Origin of the sequence: Paenibacillus sp. Marseille-P2973, from assembly GCF_018101095.1 — a bacterium.
In the GTDB taxonomy this organism is placed as follows: Bacteria; Bacillota; Bacilli; order Paenibacillales; family Paenibacillaceae; genus Fontibacillus; species Fontibacillus vini.
In genome coordinates, this window is record NZ_JAGQEH010000002.1 from 37,430 (window position 1) to 52,436 (window position 15,007).

Sequence of the window (15,007 nt, forward strand, 5' to 3'; positions counted from 1 at the left end):
TACACCTAATTGTTTTAATTTTAAATACTTTAATATTAAAATATATAGGATTATAATAGATCCGAAGGAGATGTGCACAATGACAAAACTCACAAACAAAGTAGCCTTAATTACCGGGGGGGCTTCCGGAATCGGAAAAGGAATGGCGATGGCGTTCGTCAAAGAGGGCGCCACGGTTGCAATCGCGGATTTAAATGAAGAAGTGGGCCAGCAGACATTGAAGGAGCTTCAGCAATATGCTCCTGATTCCATGTTTATTCCGGCTAACTTGGCGGAACGCGATAAACTGGCCGGTATTGTGCAACAGGTTGTAGACCGCCTTGGCAAGCTCGATATTCTGGTCAATAATGCGCACGCTTCTAGAATGGTCTCAATTGCCGAGATGACACAGGAGCATCTGGATCTTTCCTTTAATACCGGGTTCTACCCGACACTATATTTGATGCAGGCAGCATTGCCTTATTTGAAAGAAACCAAAGGCAACATCATCAACTTTGCTTCCGGCGCGGGCATTAACGGGGATGTCAACCAGGGCAGCTATGCGGCGGCCAAAGAGGCGATCCGGGGGATTACCCGGGTGGCGGCCAATGAATTTGGCGAGTTCGGCATTAACGTTAATATCATTTCTCCGATTGCTAATTCGCCTGGCATTCAGCAGTGGGGCGCAGAGCATCCCGAAGAATATCAAGCGATGCTGAATCGTATTCCGCTCAGACGTTTGGGCGAACTGGAAGGGGATATTGGACGGGTTGCAGTATTCCTTGCTAGCGAGGATTCGGCGTATATTACCGGTCAAACCATCATGGTGGATGGCGGAGCGACCAAACTCAGATAATCGGTAATGAGATGGGAGGACGATCTTGGAGCAAGCCGATCTTTTTAAGTTGATTCACATTGGAGAGCTGTTTACGAACGAAGCAATCATCCGGTGGATGAAATCATTTCCTCATAATATAGGGATTTCCCCAATCATTGTGCTAGGTGAGTTGAAGGCTAACGGCGCGCAAAAGCATACGATTTTGGCGAAAAAGTTAGGCTATACTCCGGGGGCGATGACGAACATCGCCAACCGGCTCATTAGGCTAGGGCTCGCGGAGCGCCAGTATAACGAGAGCGACCGGAGAAGCGTCTTTCTGACGATTACCGAACCTGGCCGGGAAATGTTTGAGGAAGCACACCGAAGAGGGCAGGAGCTGCGCTCTGAGCTGTTTCAAGTGCTTACTGATGAAGAGGTGCGGCAGTATTTGGCGATTCACGAGAAGTTGCTGGATAACCTGCAGCGCTTACAGACGCAAGAAGAAAATCTGGAATAGAAAACGTAGCAGAAAGGATGACTATTAGGTATGGGACGAGTACAGGGCAAGGTAGCATTAATTACGGGAGGGGCTTCAGGCATCGGCTTATCGGCGGCAACGCTGTTGGCCAAAGAAGGAGCCAAAGTCGTCATCGCGGACTTTAATACGGCGGGAGCGGAGGAAGCGGCTGCCGAGATCCAAAAAGCAGGAGGCGAAGCGACCGGCATTTTTCTGGATGCTTCCAAAGAAGAATCGATCCGGGACGCCGTTGAATTTACGGTTAACCGATACGGATTGCTAAACGTGCTTTACAACAATGTTGGGGTTACGAACTTACAAAAAGATCTTGATGTCGTAAATATCGACCTGGATGAATGGGACCGTTTGATGAACGTGAATACCAAAAGTGTTCTGCTCGGAAGCCGGTTCGCCATTCCTCATATGATTAAGGCGGGCGGCGGTTCTATTATCAATACCGCTTCCATGGCGGCATTTGCAGGAGACGCTTTGCGCTCCGCCTACGGCGCCTCCAAAGCGGCCGTTGTCAACTTGACCCGCTATATTGCTGCGCAGTATGGCAAAGACCGGATCCGCTGCAACGGAGTGGCACCAGGGCTCGTGTTGACGCCTGCAGCCAAAAACAACATGCCTCCGGCCGTGCTCGATATTTTCGAAAAGTTCAACGCCCTTCCTTATCATGGAGAGCCGGACGATATCGGCTATACCGTTTTGTTCCTGGCGTCGGATGAATCCAAATTTATTACGGGGCAAACCTTCCAGGTGGAAGGCGGCCATTATATGGCGAATCCGAGCATTGCCGATTTCAATGCTTATATGGCTCAAGCCCAGTCTAAGTAAACTTGAATGGAAGCCGCAGAAATGCGGCTTTTTTTTGTTGGTTAATATTTCAAAATTTTAATTCCAAAATATTGCATTGTGTGATAGGATATTTACGAACCTTTGTTCTCTATGACTCGTCGCGGACAAAGATTAAAACATCATGAACAGTCATACTGGCTCTATCTATCCCATTCCAAGATAAGGTGGTATTCCGATGGCAGTTCAACTGAACCAGATCTTTGTCAATTTGCCAGTGAAAAACTTAGAAACAACGAAAAAGTTTTTTAACGAGATCGGATTTCAATTTAACCCTCAATTTAGTAACGAAGATGGGGCTTGTCTCGTGATCAGCGAGCATATCTATGCTATGCTGCTGACTGAACAGCATTTCAAGACTTTTATAAACAAGGAAATTAGTGATACTTCCAGACATGCCGAAGTGATTCTTGCCTTATCCGCAGAGAGCAGGGAGCAGGTAGACGAAATCGTAAACCGAGCTTTGGCGGCCGGGGGAACGAAGTATAATGATCCGGTGGATCACGGCTTTATGTACGGCTGGAGCTTCCAGGACCCTGATGGACATCTGTGGGAAGTGTTTTACATGGATCCCGCCACGATTGAGTAATGATAGTACAGACCATCGCCCTGGGGCGGTGGTTTTTTTACTTGGACATCTTTAAACCCATCGAAAGAGTTGCTGAATTAAATTCACTATAAGTTTGGTTGATACGTACAGGAATCTGGATTATGCTAATAATGTTGTACTTAAATCATATTTTTACTAGTTCTGCTTATATAGCATAATGTCAATAGAATGGAGCTAATCCCGTATGTATCGCAATATGGAAGAATGTGTACTCGATCTGGAAAAACATGGCCACCTCGTCCGGATTCAAGAAGAGGTGGACCCTTATCTTGAAATGGCTGCGATTCACCTTAGAGTGTATGAGGCAGGCGGTCCGGCGTTATTGTTCGAACGTGTAAAAGGCTCCAGATTCCGCGCGGTGTCCAACCTATTCGGCACGATGGAGCGCAGCCAATTTATATTCCGGAAGACCTGGAATAACACGCAAAATATTATCGCCTTACGCAATAATCCGTTATCGGCACTTAAAAATCCGTTTAAAAGCGTAGGCACCGGATTAGCGGCTTTAAAAGCGCTGCCTATGAAAGGGTTCAGCCGCCGTCCGGTGACAGCCCAGGAAATACATATATCCGATCTGCCGCAGATCCAGCATTGGCCTATGGATGGAGGAGCCTTCATCACGCTTCCGCAGGTGTATACCGAGGATCCGGACAAACCGGGAATCATGAACTCCAATCTGGGCATGTACCGTATCCAGCTCAGCGGAAATTCGTACGATCAGGACCAAGAAATCGGAGTCCATTACCAGATTCACCGCGGCATTGGAATTCATCAGGATAAGGCGAACAAGAGAGGGGAGCCGTTAAAGGTAAGCTGCTTCGTCGGCGGCCCGCCGGCGCATACATTGTCCGCAGTAATGCCGCTGCCGGAAGGTCTTAGCGAACTGACGGTCGCAGGAATGCTGAGCGGGCGTAGATTCCGCTACAGTTACTTGGACGGTTATTGTATCAGCCATGAAGCGGATTTTGTCATTACGGGCGAAATCCATCCAGGTGAGACCAAACCGGAAGGACCTTTCGGCGATCATCTGGGCTACTATAGCCTGGTTCACCAATTCCCGGTCATGAAGGTACACAAAGTGTACGCCAGACCGAACGCGATTTGGCCATTTACCGTTGTCGGGCGGCCTCCGCAGGAGGATACCGCCTTCGGTGAGCTCATTCACGAGCTGACTGGTGATGCCGTCCGGCAGGAAATTCCGGGCGTAAAAGAGGTTCACGCGGTCGATGCGGCCGGCGTGCATCCGCTCTTGTTCGCCATCGGAAGCGAACGCTATACCCCGTACCAGAAGGTTAAGCGGCCTGCAGAATTGTTGACGATCGCCAATCGGATTCTCGGCACAGGCCAACTTAGTCTGGCGAAATATTTGTTTATCACGGCCGAAGAGAACATCCCGCTGGATACGCATCGGGAAATTGATTTCTTGACTTACATCCTGGAACGGATCGATCTGCACCGGGACATTCACTTTCAAACCCATACTACGATCGACACGCTTGACTATTCCGGTACCGGCTTGAACAGCGGCAGTAAAGTCGTGTTTGCAGCTTATGGCGACAAGAGAAGGGATCTGTGTCGTGAAACTCCCGTGGAACTACAAAACATTCGCGAATTCGTAAATCCGAAGCTTGTTATGCCTGGAGTCGTTGCGGTTCAAGGACCGAAATTTGAATCCTACATGCAATCCAAACAGGAAATGGAAGACTTCGGTAAGGCGATTCAAGAAAAAGGCGGACTGGACTCCTGCCCGATGATCATTGTTTGTGATGACAGTTCATTCGTGAGCGAGACGCTGAGGAACTTCCTTTGGGTTACTTTTACGCGAAGCAACCCGTCGCATGATATCTATGGTGTAAACAGCTATTATCAGGATAAGCACTGGGGCTGCGATAGCGTGATTATCGATGCCCGGTCCAAACCGCACCAAGCTCCGCCGTTGATTCCGGATCCAAGTGTAGAGAAAAGCATTGACCGGCTGTTTGCTAAAGGCGGCAGCCTGAGCGGTATCAAGTTGTAGAGACGAAACGCCCTTCATTGGGCGTTTTTTTATGTAATTTTAACATCGTAAGTATTATAGATCGCAGTTTATGGGATTTCGTTTGTCGCCAATAAACCGCTATGGTAAAATTTACTGAATACGAAGTTAGACAAATAAGAGGGTTGGGAGTGATGAGCTTGCAGCTGAAATACGATTTTGATAAGGAAGAGATATTGATCCTTGAAACTGAGGGCGACTCGGATGTGGAATTTGAAATCAAATTTATCGGGGAACAACCATTAGCTTTGAGATTGAAGGAAGTACAGAAAAAATTCGCGGAGAACGACGTATATACAGATGCATTATTCTACATGTACGAGGATCAGCACCATAAAATCATAGTCCGTAAGGAATATTATATTGATTTTATTATGGCCCTGATGAAGTATCAGCTTTTGACCCGGGTTCAATGGATATAGTAACAAATCGAAGAGGGGGAATCGTATTCCCCCTCTTCTGCATTGTAATTCATCCCTTGACCGCACCTTCGGTCAAGCCTTTTTGAATAAACTTGGATATAAATAAGTAAATTATCAGCACCGGGATGACGGTTAGGGAGACGGCTGCGGCCATCAGGCCGAAATCCGTGCCGTATTGTGAACTGATTTCATTCAGCAAGGCGACGATAGGACGGACATTTTCTTTGTTGACGAAGATAAATGCCGAGAATAAGTCGTTGTACGACCACAGAAAGACAAATATACTAGCCGATGCAAATACAGGTCTCGAAATGGGCATGAATACCTTGATAAACATTTGCATACGGTTAGCTCCGTCTATGAAAGACGCTTCTTCCAGCTCTTTTGGGATCGTCGACATGTAACCGGCCATAACGAGAATGGCGAACGTCAAATTTCCTGCCGTATGGGGGAAGATGAGCCCCCAGTACGTATTCACCATGGTGGTCTTAATCAGAAGTTCGTACACCGGAACCACTGTTGCGAAAGTAGGAATCAGCAGGGTGGCGTATAAAAGGGAATAGATAGCCCTTTTCCCCGCAAAGGTGAACCTGGAGAGTACGTAAGCTGCCAAACCGCCGAAAATTAACACCAGCAGCACTGTACTTCCCGACATGATCAAACTGTTGATATAGCTTTTGCCGATATTGATACGGTCAAAAGCATTCGTATAATTGACAAGGTCTACGTTCCAGGCGATGCCGAACGAGTTGTTCATGACATCTCTGGACACCTTGAAGGAGTTGTTGACGATCCAGAATAACGGGTAAATCGTAGTCATGGCCCAGGCCGATAATACAAAGTAGATCAAGGCCTTGCCGATTCTAAATCGCCTGAATTCACCCCGCTGGACATTGCGTTCCGCAGAAATCGTTGGCTGCATAACTGTACACCCCTATAAGGTTAGTAAGTAATCTCTTCTCTTTTCAACAAACGATTGGCAAGTAAAGCCAGAAGTACACCGAATACGACCATATAAATGGCAATCGTCGATCCATATCCAAAGTTTTGGTCAACCATCGCTTTTTTGTACATATAAGTGCCAAGCACTTCCGTGCCGTTCTGTCCGCTCGTAATAACCCACACGAATTCAAACACTTTAAGCGTACCCGTAATGGCCAGCGTGATAACAACCTTGATGTCGCTCATGATCAGCGGAATCGTGAGCATGGTCGTCCGCTTAAAGGCGTTAATGCCTTCCAGCTTGGCGGCTTCGTAATAGTCGGAAGGGATTTTTGACATCGCGGTAAGGAACAAAATGAAGTAAAAGCCGACATAATGCCATACCGTAGGGATGGATACCGCCGCGAGTGCATTTGATTCGCTCAGCCACAGTACCTTTTCAATGCCGAAATTAGCCAGTATGCCGTTCAAAAGACCAAAATTATAGTTGTAAAACAGAACGAACAGGAGAGAGATGGCCGTTCCGGAAATGACTACAGGGAAAAAGAATACACTGCGGTAAAAGTTCTGCAATCGGCCGATGCTTTCCACCAGGACGGCGAGAACCAGGGCAATTCCGACCTGAAAAATGATAACAAAAAGCATGATTTCCAACGTATGTAGCGTCGCCGCGCCTAATAACTTATCCGAGAATAAGCGGCTGTAGTTATCCCAGCCTATAAACTTCTTGTCAAAGAAGCCCTTGGTACGATAGAAGCTCAAGTACAAGCTCTTGAAGAACGGATAATATAAAAAGACAGCCATTAACACCGCGGACGGCAGGAGAAACATGAAGATATACTTACGATCACCCTTCATAATCATCACCTTTGTTGTGAATTTGTGACTTTGGCGGATAAACGGCTACGCCGCCCGAAGAAATCTTTCGGTGCGGCGCTGATCCGTTTATGAGCTCTGCCTTCAAAAATGAGATTACTTCTTGTTGGCATCCTCGACTTTTTTGGCGCTCTCGATCGCTTGAGTCGGCGTTTTCTTGCCGGTGACCACTTGTTGAACGCTAGCGCGAAGATCGGAGAAGGTTTCCGGAGCAACCTTACTGTCAACCGGAGCGCTGATTACGTTTGCTTTGGCAGCCATTGCGAATCCGTCAAGAGCAACTTGTGCAAGCCCTGTGACTTCAACGTCCGCGGCAGGAGTACCGCCGTTGGCGCTGGCGATCTTTTGGATGCTGGCAGGGGATGTCAGATGCTTCAACAGTTCAACTACCGCATCTTTTTTAGCAGCGTTGTCATATGCAGCTTTAGAGAGATAGAAGCCGGATCCGAAGCCGCCAATGATGTCGTTACCGCTTCCCACACCGCCAGGGACAGTCGGGAACGGAATTACCGTCGAATTGTTACGAGTTTCCTCGGTCCAGCTTCCAACTGCCCAGGAGCCTTCGAGGGTCATTGCGGCGAGACCTTCACTGTAGTAGTTTCCGGACATCCCCAGGTCAATCGTAGCTGCATCTTTCGGGAAAGCTCCGAGGTCATACAGTTCCTTCATAGCGGCATAAGCTTTTTCCCAGTTCGGATCGATGCCGTCAAGCAGGCCTTTGTTCTGACCTTCCGGGCCGGCAGCCGATAGAATCGTATGCTCAATCAGGTAATGCGATTGGTCGAAAGGTACGGAGAGCGGAATGATCCCTTTCGCTGAGAGCGTTTTCACGGCAGTCGTCAGCTTATCCCAATCTGTTGGAAGCTCCAGGCCGTTATCTTCGAAAATTTTCTTGTTTACGAATAATCCTTCATAGTATCCAGTAAGCGGAGCAGCGTAGATGTTGCCGTCTTTTTGTGTAGCCAATTTCAGAGCATCCGGAATAAATCCGTTCTTCCATTCCGCATTGGCATCCAGAATTTCATTCAATGGAACTACTTTACCGGCATTCACGAAGCCTTCCGCATCCGTTCCGATAAAGTAAAACAGCAGATCGGGCTCGTTACCGCTTGTCATATCGGTATTGACTTTGGTACGGAATCCGTCGTCGTTGGCCGACAGTGTGTCATTCTCAACGGTGACGTGAGGGTATTTGGCGGTAAACTCGTCGATTACACCTTGGAACGCCTCACGAGCAGCATCCGTGCCGCCGAACGTCGAGAACACGCGAAGCTTGACCGGATCAGGTGCTTTAGTTTCCTCAGGCTGCGGTTCAGTCGTGGCCGCGGAATTGTTTGTAGGTTCGGCCGGCGCTGGATTGTTAGCGCTTTTATTTCCGCACGCGGCAAGAAACATGGAGAATACTAACATGATACTGAGCAGTACTAATGAAGACCTTTTCAATTCAAATCCCCCCAGCGAAATATTAATAATTTATGTAATTCTGGTTGGTTACTAAAAGATTAATCTACGTTTCCAAATCCAGACAGGGGGATAATTCTATAATTCAGGGATAAAATTTTACAATTTGGATGTACTGGTACAATTTTCAACATTTATCGACAAAATGGAACAAGATCTCCTCGGTCACAGATTGCAATCTGGATAAGCAGCCTACATAATATACATTGTTGTATGTTAATGTAGGCATTTATTGTTTGCGCCTAGCATCAGGAAGGAGTTTCAAATGACATCTATGGAACTTGCATGTATTCAAAAGGACCAGCCCTTATCCCGATATTCAACCTATGAGATAGGCGGTAATGCAAGGTTTTTGGCATTGCCCCGTAAGGATACCGATGTGCTGGAAGTGTTGGAAGCCGCATGGAGACATGGTCTGAATCCGTTGTTTTTCGGAATGGGGTCCAATTTGCTGTTTCCCGACCACCCCAACCCGGATACCTTATTTATATCCACACGTTCCCATATAGAAATCACTCTGAATCAGGACCGGCTCCATGTAGCTGCGGGGACGCCTATGTCTTTATTGGCCCTGATGGGCGCAGTCGTCGGGACATCCGACTTTGATTTCTGTTTCTTGCTCCCCGGAACCTTAGGCGGCGGGATATATATGAATGCGAAATATTTCAGCAGCCATATCAGCGATTATATAGATAGGGTTTACTATGTGGATCTTGACGATCCCCGGCAAGGGATCAGAACGATAAGCGTAGAGCAGTGCGAATTTGCCTATAAGCGATCGATTTTTCAAAGAAAAAACTGGTTCATCGTGAGCGCCGATTTGAAATTGAAGCAGTTTCCGGTCCGCCCGGAAGCTCTCCAACCGTTTCTGGCCGAATTGGATAGCGGAATTCTCGAGAATTCCAGTTTGCAAGTATTCTCTAACTTTTATATGAGATGTTTAAATCGGCTTAAGCAGGAGGACGATCCGACAGCGACTCCAATGCGAGGCATCATTGCTGACCGGACCGGGAAAATGCATTTTGAATATCCTTCGTGCGGGTCGGTCTTCAAAAACAATTATTCCATTGGCGAACCCATCGGAAAGTTGGCGGATCGATTGAATCTTCGAGGCACGCAGCATGGCAACGCCATGATTTCACCTGTTCACGGCAATGTTATCCAAAACCGGGGTGGAGCCAAGGCGGAGGATGTCATTTACCTAATTCGGATAGTGCAGGAATCGATAGACAAGCATTTCGGCTTTGTTCCGGAAGCGGAAGTAGTCATTGTGTCATAAAATTTATCGGGATAATAAGCGAGCCTGGATCAACTGTGCTGATCCGGGCTTTTCTGTTATTGGAGAACAGGAGAATTCCTTGGAATATGAATGAATCAAATATACGGTACGGGGGTTTCGTAAATTGGTGTTGACGAATTATAGGGTAGGGGGGTATACTATGAACAAGAAATGAATGGAAGCCAGAATAAAGTCCAACATTAGAAATAAAACAATAACCCTTAGGATTAGGAGGAAGTGACGTGAACGATAGCACTGCAAATACAGCGAATCCCAGTAAGCAGGCCAATTTTCAAATTACAGGTATGACCTGCGCCGCTTGTGCCAACCGGATTGAGAAAGGTCTGAACAAACTGGAGGGAGTATCGGCGGCCAATGTCAACTTTGCTTTAGAGAAAGCAAGCGTAACTTTTGACCCGGCCATCGTTAATATAAACCGGATGGAGGAAACGATCAAAAAGCTGGGTTACGGGACAGCGAAAGAAGCCGTCGACTTTAAACTGGAGGGCATGACCTGCGCCGCTTGTGCGAACCGGATCGAAAAAGGGTTGCAGAAGCTTCCGGGGGTAACCGGAGCCTCCGTCAACTTCGCCCTGGAAACCGCGCATGTGGAGTATTCACCTGGTGAAATCTCCGTTACGGATATGCAGAACAAAGTCAAACAGCTCGGTTATAAGGCAATAACGAAACAGGAAAATGAAGAGAAGGGCGACCGGCGGGGAAAGGAAGTGCGGCGTCAGAAGCTGAAATTGCTCATTTCGGCGATCCTCTCTTTCCCGTTGTTGTGGACGATGGTCGGCCATTTCTCGTTCACTTCCTGGATTTACACGCCAGAGCTCTTCATGAATCCCTGGTTCCAGTTGATTCTGGCCACGCCTGTTCAGTTCATCATCGGAAGAACGTTCTATATAGGCGCTTATAAAGCGCTCCGTAACGGCAGTGCCAATATGGATGTGCTGGTATCTCTGGGCACCTCGGCCGCCTACTTCTACAGCTTATACCTCACGATCGTCTGGGCCGCTGAAGGGGGCGGTATGCATCACGGACCTTCGTTGTATTACGAAACGAGCGCAGTGCTGATTACCCTGGTCATCATGGGGAAATTGTTCGAATCGCTGGCGAAAGGGCGCACTTCCGAAGCGATCAAATCGCTGATGGGCCTTCAAGCCAAGACCGCTTTGGTTGTACGTGACGGCCAGGAGCTTACGTTACCGGTGGAAGAAGTTGTAGCCGGTGATATCGTCCTTGTTCGGCCCGGCGAGAAAATTCCGGTGGACGGTCAGGTGCTGGAAGGTTTGTCGTCCGTAGATGAATCGATGCTGACCGGCGAAAGTCTTCCCGTAGAGAAGAAACCGGGCGACACCGTCATTGGTGCGACCATTAACAAGAACGGGATGCTGCGAGTTCAAGCAACGAGAGTGGGCAAAGAAACGGCCCTGGCCCAAATTATCAAAGTTGTAGAGGAAGCCCAAGGTTCGAAGGCTCCAATTCAACGGGTAGCAGACGTAATTTCCGGAATTTTCGTGCCGATTGTTGTAGGCATCGCCATAGTTGCTTTCTTAGTGTGGTACTTCATGGTAACGCCAGGGAACTTTGCGGAAGCATTGGAAAAAGCGATAGCCGTGCTCGTTATCGCCTGTCCTTGTGCGCTTGGCTTGGCTACGCCAACCTCCATTATGGCGGGATCCGGTCGGGCTGCCGAACTCGGAATCCTGTTCAAAGGCGGCGAGCATCTGGAGCAAACCCACAAAATCGATACCATCATTCTCGACAAAACCGGTACGGTAACGAACGGGAAACCGGAGCTTACGGATGTATTGCCGGAAGGCGACGAGCAGGAATTCCTTGCTCTGGTCGGTGCGGCCGAGAAAAATTCGGAGCATCCGCTTGCCGAAGCGATCGTAGCGGGAATCCGGGAGAAAAATATTGAATTGGCAGAAACGGTCACTTTTGAAGCGATTCCGGGTTACGGCATTCAGGCGACCGCAAACGGTAAAACCATCCTTGTAGGGACTCGCAAACTGATGGAGAAACACGGGGTAGACGCCAAGCAGGCTTATGATACCATGTCCCGGTTAGAGGAAGACGGTAAGACCGCTATGCTGGTCGCGTTCGATAACCGTTATGCAGGTATGGTAGCTGTCGCGGATACGATCAAGGAAACATCCAAAGCCGCGGTAAGCCGTTTGAAAGAGATGGGTATTCAGGTCATCATGATTACGGGAGATAATGAGCGGACAGCCAAATCCATCGCCGCGCAAGTAGGTATCGATCATGTCCGCGCGGAAGTGCTGCCCGAAGGCAAAGCGGAAGAAGTTAAGAAGCTCCAGGAGCAAGGAAAGATCGTTGCCATGGTGGGAGACGGCATCAATGATGCTCCTGCACTGGCGACGGCAGATATCGGGATGGCCATCGGAACCGGTACAGATGTGGCTATGGAAGCTGCGGATGTAACTCTGATGCGCGGTGATCTGTCCAGCATTCCTGACGCTATCTATATGAGCCGTAAAACCATGACAAACATTAAGCAAAACTTGTTCTGGGCGCTTGGTTATAACACGCTGGGCATCCCTGTTGCAGCCATCGGTCTGCTTGCCCCTTGGGTTGCAGGTGCGGCAATGGCGCTCAGCTCAGTATCCGTTGTACTGAATGCACTCCGCCTGCAACGTGTCAAAATTCGATAATTAATGCAGTTAATTAACGGGATGAATTAATATGATTAATTATTTATTTAAAAGATCAAGTTAGGAGGCGCATATGGGAGAACACACAAGAATTGCGGTAGCCCCGGCAGTTCAGTTAGGCGGCAGCCTGTTTACTCCGGAGCAGCTGATGAAGATCGGAAGTCTTGCAGAACCTGATGCCATGATCGAAATGACTAATTTCAGACAGATCTATATCGAAATCGCCGAAAATGACATGAGGACCATCGAAGAGGAGCTTCAGCAATCTGGGCTTGAAGTTTACCCTGCCGGTTTTGTAAGCAAGAGCCTGATTGCATGTCAATTTTGCAGAGGAGCGGAGGAGGCCGGGCTGGATACGGCCCGGGCTTTAAACGAAGTCATCGCGGGAATCGAGACTCCGGCGCCGCTCAAGATCGGTTACGCCGGCTGTGCACTCGGAACTAGCGAACCATTGCTCAAAGATATCGGCGTAGTGAAGATGAGAGATACCTTCGACATTTATGTCGGCGGTGATCCTAAGGGAATCAAACCGAAGTTCGCCAGCAAGCTTATGACCGGCCTATCCGCAAATCAGCTCATTCCGGTCGTTAGTGCCCTCATCTATTTTTATAAAGAGCATGCGAAGCCGAAAGAGAAATTCAGTAAATTTGTCGACCGCATCTCGCTGGAAGAATTGCGGCAAGCTGCAGCGTAATTCAGAAATGATCCAAGAAAGGGGATATTCGTAATGACCAAACCGGTGAAGATTTATACGATTCCGACTTGCAGTGATTGTAATAACGCCAAACGTTTTTTTAAAGAACAGCAGGTGCCTTTTGAGGAATTCAATTGTGAGGAAAACGAGGAGTATCCGAAAATCATTTGGGAACTGACGGGTAAACAGATCGTACCAACCATCGTGATCGGCGATCAGGTATTCGTCGGGTTTGCGGATCATTTCTCCGAAATTCGTGAATTGGTAAGCCAGCAATAATATGAATATCATTATTCTTATAACCCGGATCGGTTTCGATCCGGGTTATAGTATGTTCAATCAATTCTAATAGTTTACATAATAATTATTTTGTAACTAAATTAAGCTCCTTACAAAGTTCAATCAGTTGATGTAGGCCAAAATATTGTTGTCTGTTGCGCTCATTTATTGAGAAGATGGCCTGCTCGGTAATTTTATTGCCTTGTCTATGGACTGGTTTTCTACTGCCTGAACGATTTCCTTCATGCTTTTCAGGAAATAAACCGTACCTCTCAGTGTTCGAATGAGCAAAATTTTACGCGCGTCTACCGGCGAGAAGAGACGATACCCGTTTTCAGGATCACGTTCGGGTGCGATTAATCCTTCCTTTTCCCAGTGGCGAATCGCAGATGGGGCTGAACCGGTAAATGCAGCAATTTCTCCGATAGTCATGCGCTGCTTCAATCTCCTGTTCGGCAAAGGAGGGAGTTCCAGTGTATCCATCATGGCCAGCGTCTGGTCGGCGGCGGCTTTTTCATGATGGAGAATAGCCTGCTCCTTGTTGACCAGCCAGAAGGCCGCATCGATATCACTCTTCTGGATGAGTCGAAGCACTTCACAAGTCACTTGCACTCCAAACCCCGGAAACATCGCGCGGAGACATCGGAAATAGGCCAGATGGATTCCGGTATAAAGCCGATAACCGTTTGCAGCGCGTTCGGGGGCCGGGACAACGCCCCAGGATTCGTAATGGCGGAGTGCGCTCGTACTGATTTGAAGTTCCCGGGCAATCTCGACGGGCTTGTAGTAATCCACGTTTCGCACTTCCCTTCCTGGCATCCTCTTGTCTGTCTGATCATGCTCACTATATCAAAAGCATCAATCCGGGACAAACATTCACAAAGAACCTTCAAGAAGCATGATAAGGTTGCTCTAAATCTAGTTCAGCTTTCCGATACTCTCAGGCTCAAATCTTCGCACTTGCATGAATGTTGTATATTCGTGGTATAACCTGGCCCAAAAGGAGAGATTCAAGATGAAGAACACATTTCATGAAACACCGACAGTAAAAGAATATCAGGAATTACGTCAGGAAGCCGGTCTTACTTCCCCGGTTGAAGAATTTGCAGCTACGGCCTTGTCGAATTCACTATTTTGCGTGACACTTCGAGGAGAAGACTCTGAAATTATCGGGATGGGAAGAGTGATAGGAGACGGTGCCTGCTACTTTCAAATTGTGGACGTGCTCATTAAACCGGCATTCAAGGATACAGATGCAGGCGATTTGCTGATTCTTGAAATTTTGGATTACCTTCATCAAAACGCTCCCCTGGAGGCGAATATCTTAACAGTTTCGGATGTTCCAGGCCTTAAGTTGTATCAAAAACATGGATTTAAGCTGATTTATCCTGACTTCTACGGCATGTCTCTGACTCGATGACTCCTTAAAAAGAGTATCTTTAACTCTGGTTCAGCCATGTTATCAAACCCGGGAACCACGCCTCCGTCAAAAACGGAGCACTGTGGTTCTTTTCATATCTTCCCCGAATGTGTCATGATGTTGTTGGAGGGAGT

14 protein-coding genes and 1 pseudogene are annotated in these 15,007 nt (G+C 47.8%); 11 read left to right on the forward strand and 4 right to left on the reverse strand.

The window, feature by feature from the left end; genetic code table 11:
* The first annotated feature begins 79 nt into the window (after nt 1-79).
* The 6 genes from KB559_RS03590 to KB559_RS03615 all read left to right on the forward strand — a co-directional run bounded on the left by KB559_RS03590 (nt 80) and on the right by KB559_RS03615 (nt 5,238).
* On the forward strand, nt 80-835 hold the full coding sequence (locus KB559_RS03590) for an SDR family NAD(P)-dependent oxidoreductase (RefSeq protein ID WP_211020327.1): 756 nt from the start codon (nt 80-82) through the stop codon (nt 833-835).
* A 25-nt stretch (nt 836-860) separates the two neighbouring features.
* Entirely contained in the window at nt 861-1,313 is a 453-nt protein-coding gene (locus KB559_RS03595; protein WP_211020329.1) for a MarR family winged helix-turn-helix transcriptional regulator, read from the forward strand.
* A gap of 30 nt (nt 1,314-1,343) precedes the next feature.
* Complete coding sequence (locus KB559_RS03600) at nt 1,344-2,153, forward strand: SDR family NAD(P)-dependent oxidoreductase (protein WP_211020332.1); 810 nt, start codon at nt 1,344-1,346, stop codon at nt 2,151-2,153.
* 196 nt (nt 2,154-2,349) lie between these two features.
* Entirely contained in the window at nt 2,350-2,760 is a 411-nt protein-coding gene (locus KB559_RS03605) for a VOC family protein (RefSeq protein ID WP_211020334.1), read from the forward strand.
* A gap of 205 nt (nt 2,761-2,965) precedes the next feature.
* A complete protein-coding gene (locus KB559_RS03610) occupies nt 2,966-4,798 on the forward strand; it encodes a UbiD family decarboxylase (protein WP_211020336.1) in 1,833 nt (610 codons plus the stop codon).
* 152 nt (nt 4,799-4,950) lie between these two features.
* Nucleotides 4,951-5,238, forward strand: coding sequence for a hypothetical protein (locus KB559_RS03615; protein ID WP_211020337.1), 288 nt, complete (start codon nt 4,951-4,953; stop codon nt 5,236-5,238).
* A gap of 49 nt (nt 5,239-5,287) precedes the next feature.
* On the opposite strand, the gene KB559_RS03620 is transcribed toward KB559_RS03615, so the two are convergent.
* The 3 genes from KB559_RS03620 to KB559_RS03630 form a co-directional block, all read right to left on the reverse strand.
* Nucleotides 5,288-6,160 (reverse strand): carbohydrate ABC transporter permease, encoded by an 873-nt coding sequence (locus tag KB559_RS03620; RefSeq protein WP_211020340.1) that lies wholly within the window; start codon nt 6,158-6,160, stop codon nt 5,288-5,290.
* Between the two features lie 20 nt (nt 6,161-6,180).
* Nucleotides 6,181-7,038, reverse strand: coding sequence for a carbohydrate ABC transporter permease (locus KB559_RS03625; RefSeq protein WP_211020342.1), 858 nt, complete (start codon nt 7,036-7,038; stop codon nt 6,181-6,183).
* Between the two features lie 114 nt (nt 7,039-7,152).
* Nucleotides 7,153-8,499, reverse strand: a complete 1,347-nt coding sequence (locus KB559_RS03630) for an ABC transporter substrate-binding protein (protein WP_211020344.1) — start codon at nt 8,497-8,499, stop codon at nt 7,153-7,155.
* A 283-nt stretch (nt 8,500-8,782) separates the two neighbouring features.
* On the opposite strand from KB559_RS03630, the gene KB559_RS03635 reads away from it, so the two are divergent.
* The 4 genes from KB559_RS03635 (at nt 8,783) to KB559_RS03650 (ending at nt 13,453) form a co-directional block, all read left to right on the forward strand.
* Complete coding sequence (locus tag KB559_RS03635) at nt 8,783-9,796, forward strand: UDP-N-acetylmuramate dehydrogenase (protein WP_211020346.1); 1,014 nt, start codon at nt 8,783-8,785, stop codon at nt 9,794-9,796.
* A gap of 242 nt (nt 9,797-10,038) precedes the next feature.
* The gene (locus KB559_RS03640; RefSeq protein ID WP_290407062.1) at nt 10,039-12,480 is read left to right on the forward strand and encodes a heavy metal translocating P-type ATPase; all 2,442 of its coding nucleotides are present in this window, start codon (nt 10,039-10,041) and stop codon (nt 12,478-12,480) included.
* 73 nt (nt 12,481-12,553) lie between these two features.
* Nucleotides 12,554-13,174: an NAD(P)/FAD-dependent oxidoreductase gene (locus KB559_RS03645; protein WP_211020348.1), complete on the forward strand. Its 621-nt coding sequence runs from the start codon at nt 12,554-12,556 to the stop codon at nt 13,172-13,174.
* A 33-nt stretch (nt 13,175-13,207) separates the two neighbouring features.
* Nucleotides 13,208-13,453 (forward strand): glutaredoxin family protein, encoded by a 246-nt coding sequence (locus KB559_RS03650; RefSeq protein ID WP_211020350.1) that lies wholly within the window; start codon nt 13,208-13,210, stop codon nt 13,451-13,453.
* An 85-nt stretch (nt 13,454-13,538) separates the two neighbouring features.
* Here the strand turns inward: KB559_RS03650 and KB559_RS03655 are convergent.
* Nucleotides 13,539-14,248 (reverse strand): annotated as a pseudogene (locus KB559_RS03655) (TioE family transcriptional regulator).
* 220 nt (nt 14,249-14,468) lie between these two features.
* On the opposite strand from KB559_RS03655, the gene KB559_RS03660 reads away from it, so the two are divergent.
* A complete protein-coding gene (locus tag KB559_RS03660) occupies nt 14,469-14,873 on the forward strand; it encodes a GNAT family N-acetyltransferase (RefSeq protein WP_211020352.1) in 405 nt (134 codons plus the stop codon).
* The last annotated feature ends 134 nt before the right edge of the window (nt 14,874-15,007 follow it).

Bases quoted from the DNA above. Each gene is read 5' to 3' on its own strand.
- KB559_RS03625 (WP_211020342.1), bottom strand. From the start codon at position 7,038: ATGAAGGGTGATCGTAAGTATATCTTCATGTTTCTCCTGCCGTCCGCG.
- KB559_RS03600 (WP_211020332.1), top strand. From the start codon at position 1,344: ATGGGACGAGTACAGGGCAAGGTAGCATTAATTACGGGAGGGGCTTCA.
- KB559_RS03660 (WP_211020352.1), top strand. From the start codon at position 14,469: ATGAAGAACACATTTCATGAAACACCGACAGTAAAAGAATATCAGGAA.
- KB559_RS03645 (WP_211020348.1), top strand. From the start codon at position 12,554: ATGGGAGAACACACAAGAATTGCGGTAGCCCCGGCAGTTCAGTTAGGC.
- KB559_RS03590 (WP_211020327.1), top strand. From the start codon at position 80: ATGACAAAACTCACAAACAAAGTAGCCTTAATTACCGGGGGGGCTTCC.
- KB559_RS03650 (WP_211020350.1), top strand. From the start codon at position 13,208: ATGACCAAACCGGTGAAGATTTATACGATTCCGACTTGCAGTGATTGT.
- KB559_RS03620 (WP_211020340.1), bottom strand. From the start codon at position 6,160: ATGCAGCCAACGATTTCTGCGGAACGCAATGTCCAGCGGGGTGAATTC.
- KB559_RS03635 (WP_211020346.1), top strand. From the start codon at position 8,783: ATGACATCTATGGAACTTGCATGTATTCAAAAGGACCAGCCCTTATCC.
- KB559_RS03605 (WP_211020334.1), top strand. From the start codon at position 2,350: ATGGCAGTTCAACTGAACCAGATCTTTGTCAATTTGCCAGTGAAAAAC.
- KB559_RS03610 (WP_211020336.1), top strand. From the start codon at position 2,966: ATGTATCGCAATATGGAAGAATGTGTACTCGATCTGGAAAAACATGGC.
- KB559_RS03615 (WP_211020337.1), top strand. From the start codon at position 4,951: ATGAGCTTGCAGCTGAAATACGATTTTGATAAGGAAGAGATATTGATC.